The 14,869-nt window shown below is 68.7% G+C and carries 15 protein-coding genes; 12 read left to right on the forward strand and 3 right to left on the reverse strand.

Features of this window, described 5'->3' with window-relative positions; all coding sequences use genetic code 11:
• Nucleotides 1–46 precede the first annotated feature (46 nt).
• The 12 genes from ACT2FV_RS19735 (at nt 47) to pyrF (ending at nt 12,509) form a co-directional block, all read left to right on the forward strand.
• On the forward strand, nt 47–1,657 hold the full coding sequence (locus tag ACT2FV_RS19735) for a S10 family peptidase (protein ID WP_124903790.1): 1,611 nt from the start codon (nt 47–49) through the stop codon (nt 1,655–1,657).
• 84 nt (nt 1,658–1,741) lie between these two features.
• Nucleotides 1,742–2,146, forward strand: a complete 405-nt coding sequence (locus ACT2FV_RS19740; RefSeq protein WP_151050648.1) for an EF-hand domain-containing protein — start codon at nt 1,742–1,744, stop codon at nt 2,144–2,146.
• Nucleotides 2,147–2,482: 336 nt separating this feature from the next.
• Nucleotides 2,483–3,382 carry an IclR family transcriptional regulator gene (locus ACT2FV_RS19745; protein WP_059608207.1) on the forward strand — a complete coding sequence of 300 codons (900 nt, stop codon included), beginning with the start codon at nt 2,483–2,485 and terminating at the stop codon, nt 3,380–3,382.
• Entirely contained in the window at nt 3,379–4,404 is a 1,026-nt protein-coding gene (locus ACT2FV_RS19750) for a 2-dehydro-3-deoxygalactonokinase (RefSeq protein ID WP_226113479.1), read from the forward strand. Before ACT2FV_RS19745 ends, ACT2FV_RS19750 begins: the two co-directional genes overlap by 4 nt.
• Before the next feature lie 22 nt (nt 4,405–4,426).
• Nucleotides 4,427–5,104 (forward strand): 2-dehydro-3-deoxy-6-phosphogalactonate aldolase, encoded by a 678-nt coding sequence (locus ACT2FV_RS19755; RefSeq protein WP_124903784.1) that lies wholly within the window; start codon nt 4,427–4,429, stop codon nt 5,102–5,104.
• Nucleotides 5,104–5,883, forward strand: coding sequence for an SDR family oxidoreductase (locus tag ACT2FV_RS19760; protein WP_444505437.1), 780 nt, complete (start codon nt 5,104–5,106; stop codon nt 5,881–5,883). Before ACT2FV_RS19755 ends, ACT2FV_RS19760 begins: the two co-directional genes overlap by 1 nt.
• Before the next feature lie 102 nt (nt 5,884–5,985).
• On the forward strand, nt 5,986–6,981 hold the full coding sequence (locus tag ACT2FV_RS19765) for an arabinose ABC transporter substrate-binding protein (protein ID WP_059608209.1): 996 nt from the start codon (nt 5,986–5,988) through the stop codon (nt 6,979–6,981).
• A 67-nt stretch (nt 6,982–7,048) separates the two neighbouring features.
• Nucleotides 7,049–8,560: an L-arabinose ABC transporter ATP-binding protein AraG gene (gene araG, locus ACT2FV_RS19770; protein WP_059608210.1), complete on the forward strand. Its 1,512-nt coding sequence runs from the start codon at nt 7,049–7,051 to the stop codon at nt 8,558–8,560.
• 90 nt (nt 8,561–8,650) lie between these two features.
• The gene (gene araH, locus ACT2FV_RS19775) at nt 8,651–9,667 is read left to right on the forward strand and encodes an L-arabinose ABC transporter permease AraH (RefSeq protein ID WP_059465359.1); all 1,017 of its coding nucleotides are present in this window, start codon (nt 8,651–8,653) and stop codon (nt 9,665–9,667) included.
• 23 nt (nt 9,668–9,690) lie between these two features.
• The gene (locus tag ACT2FV_RS19780; RefSeq protein WP_444504630.1) at nt 9,691–10,506 is read left to right on the forward strand and encodes an SDR family NAD(P)-dependent oxidoreductase; all 816 of its coding nucleotides are present in this window, start codon (nt 9,691–9,693) and stop codon (nt 10,504–10,506) included.
• A 74-nt stretch (nt 10,507–10,580) separates the two neighbouring features.
• A complete protein-coding gene (locus ACT2FV_RS19785; protein ID WP_444504631.1) occupies nt 10,581–11,642 on the forward strand; it encodes an aldose 1-epimerase in 1,062 nt (353 codons plus the stop codon).
• A gap of 39 nt (nt 11,643–11,681) precedes the next feature.
• The gene (pyrF, locus tag ACT2FV_RS19790; protein ID WP_069247098.1) at nt 11,682–12,509 is read left to right on the forward strand and encodes an orotidine-5'-phosphate decarboxylase; all 828 of its coding nucleotides are present in this window, start codon (nt 11,682–11,684) and stop codon (nt 12,507–12,509) included.
• A 256-nt stretch (nt 12,510–12,765) separates the two neighbouring features.
• Here the strand turns inward: pyrF and ACT2FV_RS19795 are convergent, their stop codons facing one another.
• The 3 genes from ACT2FV_RS19795 to thiL are packed head-to-tail and all read right to left on the reverse strand — an operon-like array spanning nt 12,766 to nt 14,864.
• Nucleotides 12,766–13,266 (reverse strand): CinA family protein, encoded by a 501-nt coding sequence (locus ACT2FV_RS19795; RefSeq protein ID WP_151051949.1) that lies wholly within the window; start codon nt 13,264–13,266, stop codon nt 12,766–12,768.
• Between the two features lie 31 nt (nt 13,267–13,297).
• Entirely contained in the window at nt 13,298–13,840 is a 543-nt protein-coding gene (locus tag ACT2FV_RS19800; protein WP_151051951.1) for a phosphatidylglycerophosphatase A family protein, read from the reverse strand.
• The gene (gene thiL, locus ACT2FV_RS19805; RefSeq protein ID WP_151051953.1) at nt 13,830–14,864 is read right to left on the reverse strand and encodes a thiamine-phosphate kinase; all 1,035 of its coding nucleotides are present in this window, start codon (nt 14,862–14,864) and stop codon (nt 13,830–13,832) included. The genes ACT2FV_RS19800 and thiL overlap by 11 nt, the downstream gene beginning before the upstream one ends.
• Nucleotides 14,865–14,869 lie beyond the last annotated feature (5 nt).

Raw genomic sequence — 14,869 nt, forward strand, 5'->3', positions numbered from 1 at the left:
ACCCGGCTGCTCGACACAAAAAACATTCGAGAGAAGGAAAGCAACGATGCCAGCGAGCAAAGCGAAGCTGTTGTTGGGGGTTGTGTTCTCTTCGCTGATTCTGACGGCCTGCAACGACGACGTGACGTCGTCCTCGGCAGCAGGTACCGACAATTCAGCCGATCCCGCCGCTCAGGTGGACAAGCCGTACAACGATCCCAACAGTTATTCGTCGAGCGCGACCGCGTCGCTCGACGCGTCCGCCGCGGTCGAAAAGGCCGCCGTCACCCATCACCAGATCACGCTGAACGGCAAGACGATTCGCTACACGGCGACCGCCGGCCACCTCGTCGCACGCAATCCGCAGACGGGCGCGCCCGAGGCATCGTTCTTCTACGTCGCGTACACCGCCGACAACCAGCCCGCGGCGAAGCGGCCCGTCACGTTCCTGTATAACGGCGGCCCCGGCTCCGCATCGGTGTGGCTGCATCTCGGCTCGTTCGGTCCGAAACGGATCCAGACGGGCGACCCGAACGCGAATGCGTCGACGTTCCCGTTCGTCGACAACGCGGAAAGCCTGCTCGACACGACGGACCTCGTGTTCGTCGATGCGATCGGCACCGGCTTCTCGGAGGCGATCGCGCCGAACACGAACCAGACGTTCTGGGGCGTCGACCAGGACGGCGGCGCGTTCCGCGACTTCGTGACGCGCTACATCGCCGTGAACCAGCGCAACGATTCGCCGAAGTACCTGTTCGGCGAGTCGTACGGCACGCCGCGCACCGACGTGCTCGCGAACCTGCTCGAGACGGCCGGCGTGAAGCTCGACGGCATCGTGCTGCAGTCGTCGATCCTGAACTACAACGCGAACTGCGACATGGCGAGCGACTATGTCGGCAACTCGAACAACGGGGCGAGCCCCGTGAGTTGCGCGGGCTTCGTGCCGTCCTACGGCACGGTCGGCGCGTACTACCAGCTCGACAACCCGAACCCGTCGAGCCTGCCGCAATATGCGGACCAGATGCGTCAGCTGACGGCCGGCAGCTACGTGCCCGCCGTGAACGCGTATCTCGCGAGCCACACGCCGCCCCCGCCGACGCTCGTCACGACGATGGTGAATTCGACCGGCGTGAAGCAGACGCTGTGGAACGCGGACTTCAACGTCGTCCCGACCTTCTTCGACAACAGCTTCCAGGTGTCGCTGATCCCGGGCACGCTGATCGGCCGCTACGACGCACGCGTGAACGTGCCGTCGTCGAGCCCGCTCGCGGCGGACGGCGACCCGTCGAGCACGTTCATCACGAAACCGTTCACCGACACGATCGGCAGCTACCTGCCGAACGTGCTCAAGTACAGCGCGCAGTCGGCGTATTCGCTGAGCAGCAATGCGATCCAGACCTGGGACTGGACGCACGACGGCCTCGCGATGCCGGACACGATTCCCGATCTTGCGGCTGCGCTGACGCTGAATCCGTCGCTGAAGGTGCTGTCGCTGAACGGGTATCACGACATCGCGACGCCGTTCTACCAGACCGAACTCGACCTCGCCCGGCTCGGCTCGCAACCGAACCTGACGATCAAGGACTATCAGGGTGGACACATGGTCTATCTCGACGATACGTCGCGTCCGCAGGAGAAAGCCGACCTCGTGACCTTCTACAACGCGGCCGCGCACTGATGCGATGTGCGGGCCTGGCGACGCGCGCCCGTGGCGGCGCCGTTCGCCGGCCGTCGACGACCCCATTCCAGACTGGAGCCTGACATGAAGAAACGTTTCATCGTCGTTGCCGCTGCGCTCGCATGCGCCGGCGTTGCAGCATCCGCATCGGTGTCCGCGTTCGCGCAGGCGAGCGACGCCGCCACCTCGGCGCGCGCGCGCCAGGCGCAACTCGGCGATCCGTACGTGCCGCCGGCCGCGCGCAAGCCGACCGCCGGCACGCAGACGACGGGCGCCGCGCTGCACGCGCAGGTGGTGCGCAAACTCGCGCGGCAGTTCGGCGCGGCCGATACGCAGAACACCGGTTCGATCACCGAAGCGCAGGCGCGCGCGGCCGGGCTCGGCTATGTCGCGAATCACTTCCGGCAGATCGACGCGAGCGGTAGCGGCCGCGTGTCGTTCTCCGACGTGCAGCGCTACATGCAGGCGCGCAGCACGAACCAGCAGTAAGCGCGGCGCGCATGACCAACGGGGGCGGGACCCGCGACGCATCGGGTTCCGCCCCCGTGCGCATGGCGCGACCGTTTCGCGACCTCCACCGGTTTATCTCATTATCTGGGCAACGCATTCAAATATTGGAGACGAATGCGTGCGCTCCTACAATCCGAAGCACATCGACAGCTTCGGACCCACGCATCGCGCGGCGCCCGACGCACACGGAGACACATTCCATGAAGTTCGCCGGGCGCTTTCCTCGGTGCATCGACCGCCGCGTTGCCGCGACGCCCGACCTCGTTCCGGCGTCGCGACAGCGGCTTCACCGATTCGGCTGAAGAAACCCGTTCCATGACCAAGATGCCCGATTCCCTTGCTCTCGACGCCCGGCGCGCGACGCCGGGCGATGCGCCGCTCACCGACTCCATCGGCGCGACCAGCACGCCGCTCGACCTCACCGCGCAGCAGGCCGGTACGCAGACGCTGTTGCGCGGTCTCGCGATCCTCGAAGCGATCGCGAACGGCGCGCGCGACATGCGTGCGATCGGCGCCGCGCTCGGCACGACGCGCAGCACGACGCACCGTCTCGTCAGCAGCCTCGTGCAGGCGCGCTACCTGCGCCAGGTGCAGGGCGGCTACCTGCTCGGCCCGAAGCTGATCGAGCTCGGCACGATCGCGCTCGAACAGATGCCGCTCACGGCGGTCGCGCGGCCGCACCTCGAGGCGCTCGCCGAAGCGACGCTCGACACGATCCACCTCGGCGTGCGCGACGGCGATGACGTGCTGTACATCGACAAGATCCCCGGCACGCGCGGCCTCGAGATGCGCTCGCGTGTCGGCCACCGGATGCCGCTCGCGTCGACCGGCATCGGCAAGGCGATGATGCTCGACCTCGATCCGGACCTGTGGCGCTCGCTGTTCGAAGCCGCGCGGCGCGCGCTGGCCGGCGTCAACTTCAAGCCGGACAACCGGCCCGAGACGAGCGCGTTCCTGCAGCGCATGGCGCATTACGCGGCCGGCGGCTACACGTTCGACCTCGAGGAAAACGAGGCGTCGATCCGTTGCGTAGCCGCGCCGATCCGCGACGCGTCGGGCGCGATCGTCGCGGCCGTATCGGTCGCGAGCACGATTCCGTACATGCCGCACGACCGGATGGACGAACTGATTCCGCTCGTGCAGCGCGAAGCGCGAGCCATTTCCGCGGAACTGGGCTGGAGCCCGCCGCAGGGTACCCGCAGGATCAAACGATGACCAATTCGACCCGGACCGCTCCGGACGCCTCCTGCGCCGCACCGTCGCTGATCGCGCTCGACTGGGGCACGACGTCGCTGCGCGCGTATCTGTTCGACGCGCACGGTGCGCTGCTCGACACGCGCAGCCGCGCCGCGGGCGTGATGCATGTGCCGGCCGGCGGCGCGCGAGCCTTCGACGTCGTGTTCGAGGAAGCGTGCGGCGACTGGCTCGACCGCGCGCCGGGCGTGCCGGTGCTGGCCGCCGGGATGGTCGGTAGCGCACAGGGCTGGCGCGAGGCGCCGTACGTCCAGGTGCCGGCCGGTGCCGACGCGCTCGTCGCGGGGCTCGTCACGGTGACGACGTCGCGCGGCACGACGGTGTCCATCGTGCCGGGCGTGATCGCGACGGGCGAATTGCCCGACGTGATGCGCGGCGAAGAAACGCAGATATTCGGCGCACTCGCGAACGATCCCATGCTTGATGCAGATCGTTCAGGCGTACTGATCGGATTGCCGGGCACGCATGCGAAGTGGGCATGGGTGAAGGACGGGCTCATCGAGCGCTTCCAGACCTTCATGACCGGCGAGTTGTTCGCGGCGCTGCGCGATCACACGATCCTCGGCCGCACGATGCGCGCGAGCGCGTCGCCCGACCGCGCGGCATTCGCGCGCGGCGTCGCGGTGGCCCGCGGTGCGCAGCGCGCGGGGTTGCTCGCGACGATCTTCAGCACGCGCACGCTCGGCCTGACCGACCGGCTCGCGCCCGATGCGCAGGGCGATTACCTGTCAGGCCTGCTGATCGGCCATGAGCTGAACGCACTTGACGCGATGCTGGCGGAACGCGGTGTCGCGCTCGCGAACCAGCCGCTGCTGCTGATCGGCGACGACGGATTGTGCGCGCGCTACGTCGACGCGTTGAGCGTGTTCGGCTGCACGCATGCGCGTGTCGTCGCTCAGGCGACAGAGCGCGGCTTGTGGTGGATCGCGTCGCGCGCCGGGCTCGTGCGCGCGGATGGCGAGCCCGTCTGCGCCGACCAATGAATCGATTGAAGAGGAACCGCCGATGTCGTCCGACCTTACGCTGCCCGCACCATACACGCCGCACGCCGCACTGATGCGCGCGTTCGACGCGTGCCCGCTGATCGCGATCATGCGCGGCATCACGTCCGCCGAAGCCGCTGACCACGGCCTTGCGCTGCACGAAGCGGGCTTCCGGATCGTCGAGGTGCCGCTCAACTCGCCCGATCCGTTCGGCAGCATCGCGGCGCTGCGCCGCGCGCTACCCGACGACATGATCGTCGGCGCTGGCACCGTGCTGCGCGCCGAGCATGTCGACCGCGTGCAGGACGCGGGCGGCACGCTGATCGTGATGCCGCACAGCGACGCGGCCGTGATCCGCCGTGCGCGCGAGCGCGGGCTCGCGAGCGCACCGGGCGTCGCGACGCCGACCGAGGCGTTTGCCGCGCTCGCGAACGGCGCCGACGTGCTGAAGATGTTCCCGGCCGAGCAGCTCGGCGTGCCCGTCGTGAAGGCGTGGCGTGCGGTGATCGACCGCGCGGTGCCGCTGATTCCCGTCGGCGGAATTTCTCCGGACAACATGCAGCCGTTCCTCGCGGCCGGCGCCAACGGCTTCGGGCTCGGTTCGGCGCTGTACCGGCCCGGCCAGTCGGCGGAGGCGACCGCGGCGAATGCGCGCGCGTTCCAGGCCGGCCTGCGCGTGGCGCGCGGCGGAGCCGCATGATGGAACGTCTCGCGGGCAAGGTCGCGATGGTGACGGGCGCCGGCCGCGGGATCGGCGCCGCGATCGCGCAGGCGTTCGCGCGCGAGGGCGCGGCCGTCGCGCTCGTCGACCTCGATTTCCCGCAAGCGCAGCGCACGGCCGCGGCGATCGCCGACGACGTCGACGGCGCGCGCGTGCTGCCGCTGCATGCGGATGTCGCGCGGCAGGATTCGGTGCGCGACGCGCTCGCGCAGACCGAAGCCGCATTCGGCCCGCTCGACGTGCTCGTGAACAACGCGGGCATCAATGTGTTCGCCGATCCGCTGACGATGACGGACGAAGACTGGCGCCGCTGCTTCGCGGTCGACCTCGACGGCGTATGGCACGGCTGCCGCGCGGCGCTGCCGGGGATGGTCGAACGCGGCCGCGGCAGCATAGTGAACATCGCGTCGACGCATGCGTTCCGGATCATCCCGGGCTGCTTTCCGTACCCCGTCGCGAAACACGGCGTGCTGGGCCTCACGCGTGCGCTCGGCATCGAATACGCGGCGCGCAACGTGCGCGTGAACGCGATCGCGCCCGGTTACATCGAGACGCAGCTCACGCGCGACTGGTGGGACGCGCAGGCCGACCCGGCCGCGGCGCGCGCCGAGACGCTCGCGCTGCAGCCGATGAAGCGGATCGGCAAGCCGGAAGAAGTCGCGATGACGGCCGTGTTTCTCGCCTCCGACGAGGCGCCGTTCATCAATGCGGCTTGCATCACCGTCGACGGCGGGCGCGCGGCGCTGTACCACGACTGACGCAACGATTCGACAGACCGCACGTGCGACGGCCGCGCGCACGCTGCGTCGAAACCAACAAGCGGCTGTATTCCGTTCGATGAAGACAAGGAGACACTGGAGATGAAACGCAGAACCTTCGTAACGCTGGCCGCCGCGGCGGCAGTGGTGATCGGAAGCCCGGCCGCGCATGCGGCCGACCCGGTCAAGATCGGCTTCCTGGTGAAGCAGCCGGAAGAGCCGTGGTTCCAGGACGAGTGGAAGTTCGCCGAGATCGCGGCGAAGAACAAGGGCTTCACGCTCGTGAAGATCGGCGCGCCGTCGGGCGAGAAGGTGATGAGCGCGATCGACAACCTGTCCGCGCAGAAGGCGCAGGGCTTCATCATCTGCACGCCCGACGTGAAGCTCGGGCCGGGCATCGTCGCGAAGGCGAAGTCGCACAACCTGAAGATGATGACGGTCGACGACCGCCTCGTCGACGGCGCGGGCAAGCCGATCGAGGCGGTGCCGCACATGGGGATCTCCGCGTACAACATCGGCAAGCAGGTCGGCGACGGCATCGCGGCCGAGATCAAGAAGCGCGGCTGGGACATGAAGGACGTCGGCGCGATCGACATCACCTACGAGCAGCTGCCGACCGCGCACGACCGCACGAGCGGCGCGACCGACGCGCTGGTGGCGGCCGGCTTCCCGAAGGCGAACGTGATCGCGGCGCCGCAGGCGAAGACCGACACCGAGAACGCGTTCAACGCGGCGAACATCGCGCTCACCAAGAACCCGCAGTTCAAGCACTGGGTGGCGTACGGCCTGAACGACGAGGCCGTGCTCGGCGCCGTGCGCGCGGCCGAAGGGCGCGGCTTCAAGGCGGACAACATGATCGGCATCGGCATCGGTGGTTCCGAATCGGCGCTGAACGAATTCAAGAAGCCGCGGCCGACGGGCTTCTACGGCACCGTGATCATCAGCCCGAAGCGCCACGGCGAGGAAACCTCGGACCTGATGTACGCGTGGATCACGCAGGGCAAGGCACCGCCGGCGCTGACGCTGACGACGGGCATGCTCGCGACGCGCGACAACGTGTCGAAGGTGCGCGACGAGATGGGGCTCGCATCGAAGTAAGCCGCCCGCCGGCTGCCGCGGCGATGCGGCGGCCGGCGATCGATGGAACTGCAAGTAGGGAGACGACGTGTCAGCGGCACTGCGTTTTGACAATATCGGCAAGGTATTTCCCGGCGTGCGCGCACTCGACGGCATCTCGTTCGACGTGCACGCGGGCGAGGTGCATGGCCTGATGGGCGAGAACGGCGCGGGCAAGTCGACGCTGCTGAAGATTCTCGGCGGCGAATACCAGCCCGATGCGGGCAGCGTGCTGGTCGACGGCCAGCCCGTGCATTTTTCGAGTGCGGCCGCGTCGATCGCGGCAGGCATTGCGGTGATTCACCAGGAATTGCAGTACGTGCCCGACCTGACGGTCGCGGAGAACCTGTTGCTCGGCCGCCTGCCGAACGCGCTCGGCTGGGTGAGGAAGGGCGAGGCGAAGCGCCATGTGCGCGAACGGCTCGCGGCGATGGGCGTCGATCTCGATCCCGACGCGAAACTCGGGCGGCTGTCGATCGCGCAGCGGCAGATGGTCGAGATCTGCAAGGCGCTGATGCGCAACGCGCGCGTGATCGCGCTCGACGAACCGACGAGCTCGCTGTCGCATCGCGAGACCGAGGTGTTGTTCAAGCTCGTCGACGACCTGCGCGCGCAGGGCCGCGCGCTGATCTACATCTCGCACCGGATGGACGAGATCTACCGGCTGTGCGATGCGTGCACGATCTTTCGCGACGGGCGCAAGATCGCGTCGCACGAATCGCTCGCCGACGTGCCGCGCGAGCGGCTGGTCGCCGAGATGGTCGGGCGCGAGATCGCGGACATTTACCACTACGCGCCGCGTGCGCTCGGCGACGTGCGGTTTTCGGCCGAAGGCGTCGACGGCCCCGCGTTGCGCGAACCGGCGAGCTTCTCGGTGCGTGCGGGCGAGATCGTCGGCTTCTTCGGGCTGGTCGGCGCGGGGCGCAGCGAACTGATGCGGCTCGTGTACGGCGCGGACCGCCGACGCGCGGGCGCGCTGACGCTCGACGGCAAGCGCATCGACGTGAAGCGCACCGGCGACGCGATCCGTCACGGCATCGTGCTGTGCCCGGAAGACCGCAAGGAGGAAGGGATCATCGCGATGGCGTCGGTCGCGGAGAACATCAACATCAGCTGCCGCCGTCATTCGCTGCGCGCGGGCCTGTTCATCGACCGCAAGACCGAAAATGAAACGGCCGACCGCTTCATCCAGCGGCTGAAGATCAAGACGCCGAACCGGCGGCAGAAGATCCGCTTCCTGTCGGGCGGCAACCAGCAGAAGGCGATCCTGTCGCGTTGGCTCGCGGAGCCCGACCTGAAGGTCGTGATCCTCGACGAGCCGACGCGCGGCATCGACGTCGGCGCGAAGCACGAGATCTACGACGTGATCTACCGGCTCGCGGAGCGCGGCTGCGCGATCGTGATGGTGTCGTCGGAACTGCCGGAAGTGCTCGGCGTGTCCGACCGCATCGTCGTGATGCGCGAAGGCCGCATCGCGGGCGAACTGCCGCGCGAGCAGGCGAACGAGCATGCGGTGCTGAGCCTCGCGCTGCCGCAGACCAGCGTCGTCGAGGCGGCCTGACGCGGTTTCAGGTCGCCTCGGGCGACGCACGACATTCGAATCGATCAAGCGCGGCGCGGGCCGCGCGACGCAGGAGCAGGAGACACAATCATGCAAGTCAGGGAAAACCTCGCCAGCGCAGCCGTGAAGCCGTCGGCCGACGCGCTGGTTCCACAACAGAGCGACCGCCAGAAGTGGTGGCAGCACCTCACTGAATACAGCCTGATCGCGATCTTCGCGGTGATGTTCGTGACGATGTCGCTGACGGTCGATCACTTCTTCTCGATCGACAACATGCTCGGCCTCGCGCTGTCGATCTCGCAGATCGGGATGGTCGCGTGCACGATGATGTTCTGTCTGGCCTCGCGCGACTTCGACCTGTCGATCGGCTCGACCGTCGCGTTCTCGGGCGTGCTGTGCGCGATGGTGCTGAATGCGACCGACAACACGTTCGTCGCGATCGTCGCGGCGGTCGCGGCCGGGGCGGCGATCGGCTTCGTGAACGGCGCGGTGATCGCGTACCTGCGCATCAACGCGCTGATCACGACGCTCGCGACGATGGAAATCGTGCGCGGGCTCGGCTTCATCGTGTCGAAGGGGCAGGCGGTCGGCGTGTCGTCGGATACGTTCATCGCGCTCGGCGGGCTGTCGCTCTTCGGCGTATCGCTGCCGATCTGGGTCACGCTCATGTGCTTCATCGTGTTCGGCGTGCTGCTGAACCAGACCGTGTACGGCCGCAACACGCTCGCGATCGGCGGCAACCCCGAGGCGTCGCGCCTCGCCGGGATCAACGTCGAACGCACGCGCGTCTACATCTTCCTGATCCAGGGCGCGGTGACGGCGCTCGCCGGCGTGATCCTCGCATCGCGCATCACGTCGGGCCAGCCGAACGCGGCGCAGGGCTTCGAGCTGAACGTAATCTCGGCGTGCGTGCTCGGCGGCGTGTCGCTGATGGGCGGCCGCGCGACGATCTCGGGCGTCGTGATCGGCGTGCTGATCATGGGCACCGTCGAGAACGTGATGAACCTGCTGAACATCGACGCGTTCTATCAGTACCTGGTGCGCGGCGCGATCCTGCTCGCGGCCGTGTTGCTCGACCAGCTGAAGAACCGCGGCGTACGCGACTGACCGATTCCACGGAGACGATTCGCATGACCATCGAAACTTCCGCGCAGGATTCGCGCGCCGCGAGCGACGCACGCTATGCGCGCTACCCGAGCCTCGAGGATCGCGCGGTGCTGATCACGGGCGGCGCGACCGGGATCGGCGCGGCGTTCGTCGAGCATTTCGCGCGGCAGGGCGCGCGCGTGGCGTTCGTCGATCTCGACGCGCACGCGGGCCAGGCGCTCGCGGAAACCCTCGCGCAGGCGCCGGACGTGCACCACGCGCCGCTGTTCATCCCGTGCGACCTGACCGACATCGACGCGCTGCGCCATGCGATCGACGCGATCCGCGCGCGCATCGGCGCGATCGCCGTGCTCGTGAACAACGCGGCGAACGACACGCGCCACGCGATCGGCGACGTGACGCCCGAGTCGTTCGACGCGGGCATCGCGGTGAATCTGCGCCATCAGTTCTTCGCCGCGCAGGCGGTGATCGACGACATGAAGCAGCGCGGCGGCGGCGCGATCATCAATCTCGGTTCGATCAGCTGGATGCTGAAGAACGGCGGCTACCCCGTCTACGTGATGGCGAAGGCGGCCGTGCAGGGCCTCACGCGTGGGCTCGCGCGCGATCTCGGCCCGTTCGGAATCCGCGTGAATTCGCTGGTGCCCGGCTGGGTGATGACCGACAAGCAGCGCAAGCTCTGGCTCGACGACGCGGGCCGTGCGGCGATCAAGGCCGGCCAGTGCATCGACGCCGAGCTGCTGCCGGACGATCTTGCGCGCATGGCGCTGTTTCTCGCGGCCGACGACAGCCGGATGATCACCGCGCAGGACGTGGTGGTCGACGGCGGCTGGGCCTGATTGCCGATGTTCGAATTCGCGCGGCACCGCGCGACGACCCGTATCACTTCATCGACGAAGGAAAGGAGCTCACCATGACCGCCACGTCCTCGCGCGCATCGTCGTCCACGAGCCAGTCGCGCCGCGCGCGCCTGGCTGCCGCCGCGCAGCCCGTCAGCGCCGGCCCGCAGACCGCCGCGTTCGCGCAGGGCGTCGGCGCCGCGCATGCGGCGGTCGTCACGCTGTCGAATGCGGCGCTGCGGCTCGACGTGCTGCCGCATCTGGGCGGCGGCATCGCGCGCTTCGACTGGCGCGGCGATCACGGCGCGCTGGTGCCGGTGTTCCGGCGTTGCGAGCACCCGGAAACGGCGACGGATCCGAACGCGCTCGCCTGCTATCCGCTGCTGCCGTACTCGAACCGGATCGGCAACGGCCGTTTCGAATGCGACGGGCGCAGCGTCGCGGTGCCGCGCAACCGCCGCGACGAACCATTGCCGATTCACGGCGACGGCTGGCTCGCGCCGTGGCAGGTGGACGACGCAACCGACACGACGCTGCAGCTGTCGCTCGATCGCGCGAGCGGCGCGCCGTACGCGTTTCGCGCGATCCAGTCGTTCGCGCTCGACGACACGACGCTGTCGATCGCGCTGACGATCGAAAACGCGGGGCGTGCACGGCTGCCGTTCGGGCTCGGCGTGCATCCGTTCCTCGTGCGCGACGACGCGACCGAGCTGGCCGCGGCCGCGGGCGGCCTGTGGCTGTCGGGTACGGATTTCCTGCCGGTGCGGCACGTGAGCGTGCCGCCGGCCTGGCAGTTCGGCGTCGCATATCCGTTGCCGGCGACGCTCGTCAATCATGCGTTCACCGGCTGGGGCGGCCACGCGACGGTGAGCTGGCCGCGCCGCGGGCTGTTGTTGACGATCGCGGCCGACGCCGATGCGTACGTGCTCTATACGCCGCCCGGCGAGCATTTTTTCTGCTTCGAGCCGGTCGATCATCCGATCAATGCGGTGAACCTGCCGGGCGGCGCGGCCGCGCACGGGATGACGCTGCTCGCGCCGGGCGAGCGGCTCACGCGGCGTTTCGCATTCACCGTCGAGCGGTCCGATGCGCGCATCGACGCCGCCGCGCGCGAAGGACGCCGGCGACGCGGGTAAAATACGCGGTCTACCAACGGTTTGCCGCGAGTATCCGCCATGTCTTCCCCGCTTACTTTCATCGAATCGCTGCGCGCCGCGTGGCAGCGCACGAATTCGCTGCTGTGCGTCGGCCTCGACCCCGAGCCGTCGCGCTTTCCCGTGCAGTTCGACGGCCAGCCCGACGCGATCTTCGAATTCTGCCGGCAGATCGTCGACGCGACCGCTGAATACGCGAGTGCGTTCAAGCCGCAGATCGCGTACTTTGCCGCGCATCGCGCGGAAGATCAGCTCGAGCGCCTGATCGCGCACATCCACCTCCAGCATCCGGGGCTGCCCGTGATCCTCGACGCGAAGCGCGGCGACATCGGCAGCACGGCCGAGCAGTACGCGCGCGAGGCGTTCGAGCGCTATCGCGCGGACGCGGTCACGGTGAACCCGTACATGGGCTACGACTCGGTGGAGCCGTACTTCGAGCATGAAGGCAAGGGCGTGATCGTGCTGTGCCGCACGTCCAACCCGGGCGGGTCGGACCTGCAGTTCCTCGACACCAACGGCCGGCCGCTGTACCAGGTCGTGGCCGACCTCGCGGCGAACAAGTGGAATGCGAAGAACGGCCAGCTCGGCCTCGTGGTCGGTGCGACGTTCCCGAAGGAAATCGAGATCGTGCGCGGGATCGTCGGCGACATGCCGCTCCTGATCCCCGGCATCGGCGCACAGGGCGGCGACGTGCAGGCGACCGTCAACGCGGGCCGCACCGCCGACGGCACCGGGATGATGATCAACTCGTCGCGCGCGATCCTGTACGCGAGCAAGGGTGAGGATTTCGCCGAAGCCGCCGCGCTCGCCGCGCAGAAGACGCGCGATACGATCAACGCGCATCGCTGAAATAGCGCTGAAACGCAGGCCGCCCGCCCGGGCGGCCTTTCACCGCCGAGCCCGCATCCGCGGGCCGCGCGCCTGCTTCGCGTGTCTGCCATCCTGGCGCACGCGAACAACTTTCCCGTCGCTTGCGCACCGCATGCCTGCGCGGCAGAAGGCGCTCGGCCTGCCGGCCACGGCGCACAAGAACTGGATCGTCGTGAAGCCCGACGCAATTCAGTCGGCGGGCAGGGGCGGCCGCCCCTGCCGCTGCGCCGGCGAATCAGCCTTCGCGCTCGTCGAGCAGCTTCAGCAGCCCGCGCAGCGCATGCGCGGCGGCCTGCGCGCGGATCTGCTCGCGGTCGCCCTTGAACACGAGGGTCTCGACGTCGGTATGCAGCCGGTTGCTCCATGCGAACGACACGGTGCCGACCGGCTTCTTCTCGCTGCCGCCGGCGGGACCGGCGATGCCGGTGACGGACAGCGCGACCTGCGCGCGGCTGTTGCGCAGCGCACCTTCGGCCATCGCGCGTGCGACCGGCTCGCTGACGGCGCCGTGTTTCTCGATCAGGTCGGGTGGAACGCCGATCATGTCGATCTTCGCCTGGTTCGAGTAGGTGACGAAGCCGCGCTCGAACCACTGGCTGCTGCCGGAGATGTCGGTGATCGCGGCGGCGATCATGCCGCCCGTGCAGGATTCGGCGGTGGCGAGCGACAGGTGCTCGTCACGCAGCTTGTTGCCTGCGCGGATCGCAAGCTGATGGACGACGGAATCGGTTGGCATGCGCGTCGGGAACGGGGAGTCGGGAAATCGGTCAGCCGACGACGGAGCGCCAGGCGGCGATCACGAGCAGCGTCATGAACGCGGCGATCAGGTCGTCGACCATGATGCCGAGCCCGCCTTTCACGCGACGGTCGAAATAGCGGATCGGCGGCGGCTTGAGCATGTCGAAGAAGCGGAACACGACGAACGCCCACAACTGGCCGATGAAGGTCGCGGGCGTGACGAACAGCATCACGAGCCAGATCGCGACGATTTCGTCCCAGACGACGGCGCCCGGATCGGACGTGCCCATCTTTCGTGCGGTGAAACCGGTGATCCACGTGCCCGCCGCGAAACCGACCGCGATCAGCGCCCACCATTCGGGCACCGTCAGGTAGCGATTGAGCACCACGAACGTGAGCCAGCCGAACAGCGAGCCGAACGTGCCGGGCATGAACGGCGCGAGCCCGCTGCCGAAGCCGAGCGACACGATGTGCACCGGGTGCGACAGCATGAAGCGCGCCGTGGCGCGCTGCGGCACGTTCCGGGCGGCGCCGGGCGCGGCCGCGGATTGCCCGGTCGGGTCAGTCTGCATGGAAGTGGTCGAAACCGTGCAACGTGAGAGTCAGGGGGGCGCCGGCGGCGTCGCGCCACGCGATCGCGGGCTGCTCCGACGGCGAGGACAACGCGCGTATTGTACCGACTCGCGTCACCCGGACGCCGGCACTCGCGCCCGCTGCCTCGATCGTCGCGCGGGCCGCGGCCGGCGCGGTGAAGCACAGCTCGTAGTCGTCGCCGCCGGCGAGCATGCAGCGTCGCTGCACGTCGGGCGGCAGCGTCGTGAGCGCGGCCGAGCGCGGCACCGCGTCGGCGTCGATCTCGGCGCGCACGTTCGAGCGGGTCAGGATGTGCTGCAAGTCGCCGGCGAGGCCGTCCGAGATGTCGAGCGCCGCATGTGCGACGCCCGCGAGCGCAAGCCCGAGCGCGATGCGCGGCTCGGGACGCTCGAGCGCCTGCCGGAACACGGCGGCTTCGTCCGCGCCGGCGGTCCATTCGCCGCGCGCGAGTCCGAGCCCAGCACGGGCGTCGCCGAGCGTGCCGGACACCCAGACGTCGTCGCCGTCACGCGCGGCATCGCGCCGCAACGCCGCGTCCGGCGAGACTTCGCCGAACACGGTCACGCACAGGTTCAGCGGCCCGCTCGTCGTGTCGCCGCCGATCAGTTCGCAGCCGAACCGCTCGGCAAGCGCGAACAACCCGTTGCTGAACGCCTCGAGCCACGCCGCGTCCGCGCGCGGCAGTGCGCACGCGAGCGTGAACGCGCGCGGCTCGGCACCCATCGCCGCGAGATCCGACAGGTTGACCGCAAGCGTCTTGTGGCCGAGCGCGTCGGGCGCGACATCGGGGAAGAAATGGCGGCCTTCGACCAGCATGTCCGTCGAAATGGCCAGCAATTTGCCGGATCGAGGGGCGATCAGCGCGCAATCGTCGCCGATACCGAGCGTCGACGCACGCGTCCCCCGGGCCGCGCGGCGCGCGAAGAAGCGATCGATCAGCGAAAACTCGGACAGGGCGGCTGGCACGGCGGACGGACCCGGAAGCGGTGAAGGGAACGGCATTGTAC

Origin of the sequence: Burkholderia sp. PR2, from assembly GCF_052372875.1 — a bacterium.
GTDB classification, from domain to species: domain Bacteria; phylum Pseudomonadota; class Gammaproteobacteria; order Burkholderiales; family Burkholderiaceae; genus Burkholderia; species Burkholderia diffusa.

What these genes read in the sequence shown, in the direction of transcription:
- ACT2FV_RS19795 (WP_151051949.1), bottom strand. Translation starts at nt 13,266, where the DNA reads ATGCCAACCGATTCCGTCGTCCATCAGCTTGCGATCCGCGCAGGCAAC.
- ACT2FV_RS19780 (WP_444504630.1), top strand. Translation starts at nt 9,691, where the DNA reads ATGACCATCGAAACTTCCGCGCAGGATTCGCGCGCCGCGAGCGACGCA.
- ACT2FV_RS19765 (WP_059608209.1), top strand. Translation starts at nt 5,986, where the DNA reads ATGAAACGCAGAACCTTCGTAACGCTGGCCGCCGCGGCGGCAGTGGTG.
- ACT2FV_RS19800 (WP_151051951.1), bottom strand. Translation starts at nt 13,840, where the DNA reads ATGCAGACTGACCCGACCGGGCAATCCGCGGCCGCGCCCGGCGCCGCC.
- pyrF (WP_069247098.1), top strand. Translation starts at nt 11,682, where the DNA reads ATGTCTTCCCCGCTTACTTTCATCGAATCGCTGCGCGCCGCGTGGCAG.
- ACT2FV_RS19755 (WP_124903784.1), top strand. Translation starts at nt 4,427, where the DNA reads ATGTCGTCCGACCTTACGCTGCCCGCACCATACACGCCGCACGCCGCA.
- ACT2FV_RS19760 (WP_444505437.1), top strand. Translation starts at nt 5,104, where the DNA reads ATGGAACGTCTCGCGGGCAAGGTCGCGATGGTGACGGGCGCCGGCCGC.
- ACT2FV_RS19745 (WP_059608207.1), top strand. Translation starts at nt 2,483, where the DNA reads ATGACCAAGATGCCCGATTCCCTTGCTCTCGACGCCCGGCGCGCGACG.
- ACT2FV_RS19735 (WP_124903790.1), top strand. Translation starts at nt 47, where the DNA reads ATGCCAGCGAGCAAAGCGAAGCTGTTGTTGGGGGTTGTGTTCTCTTCG.
- ACT2FV_RS19750 (WP_226113479.1), top strand. Translation starts at nt 3,379, where the DNA reads ATGACCAATTCGACCCGGACCGCTCCGGACGCCTCCTGCGCCGCACCG.
- araH (WP_059465359.1), top strand. Translation starts at nt 8,651, where the DNA reads ATGCAAGTCAGGGAAAACCTCGCCAGCGCAGCCGTGAAGCCGTCGGCC.
- ACT2FV_RS19785 (WP_444504631.1), top strand. Translation starts at nt 10,581, where the DNA reads ATGACCGCCACGTCCTCGCGCGCATCGTCGTCCACGAGCCAGTCGCGC.
- thiL (WP_151051953.1), bottom strand. Translation starts at nt 14,864, where the DNA reads ATGCCGTTCCCTTCACCGCTTCCGGGTCCGTCCGCCGTGCCAGCCGCC.
- ACT2FV_RS19740 (WP_151050648.1), top strand. Translation starts at nt 1,742, where the DNA reads ATGAAGAAACGTTTCATCGTCGTTGCCGCTGCGCTCGCATGCGCCGGC.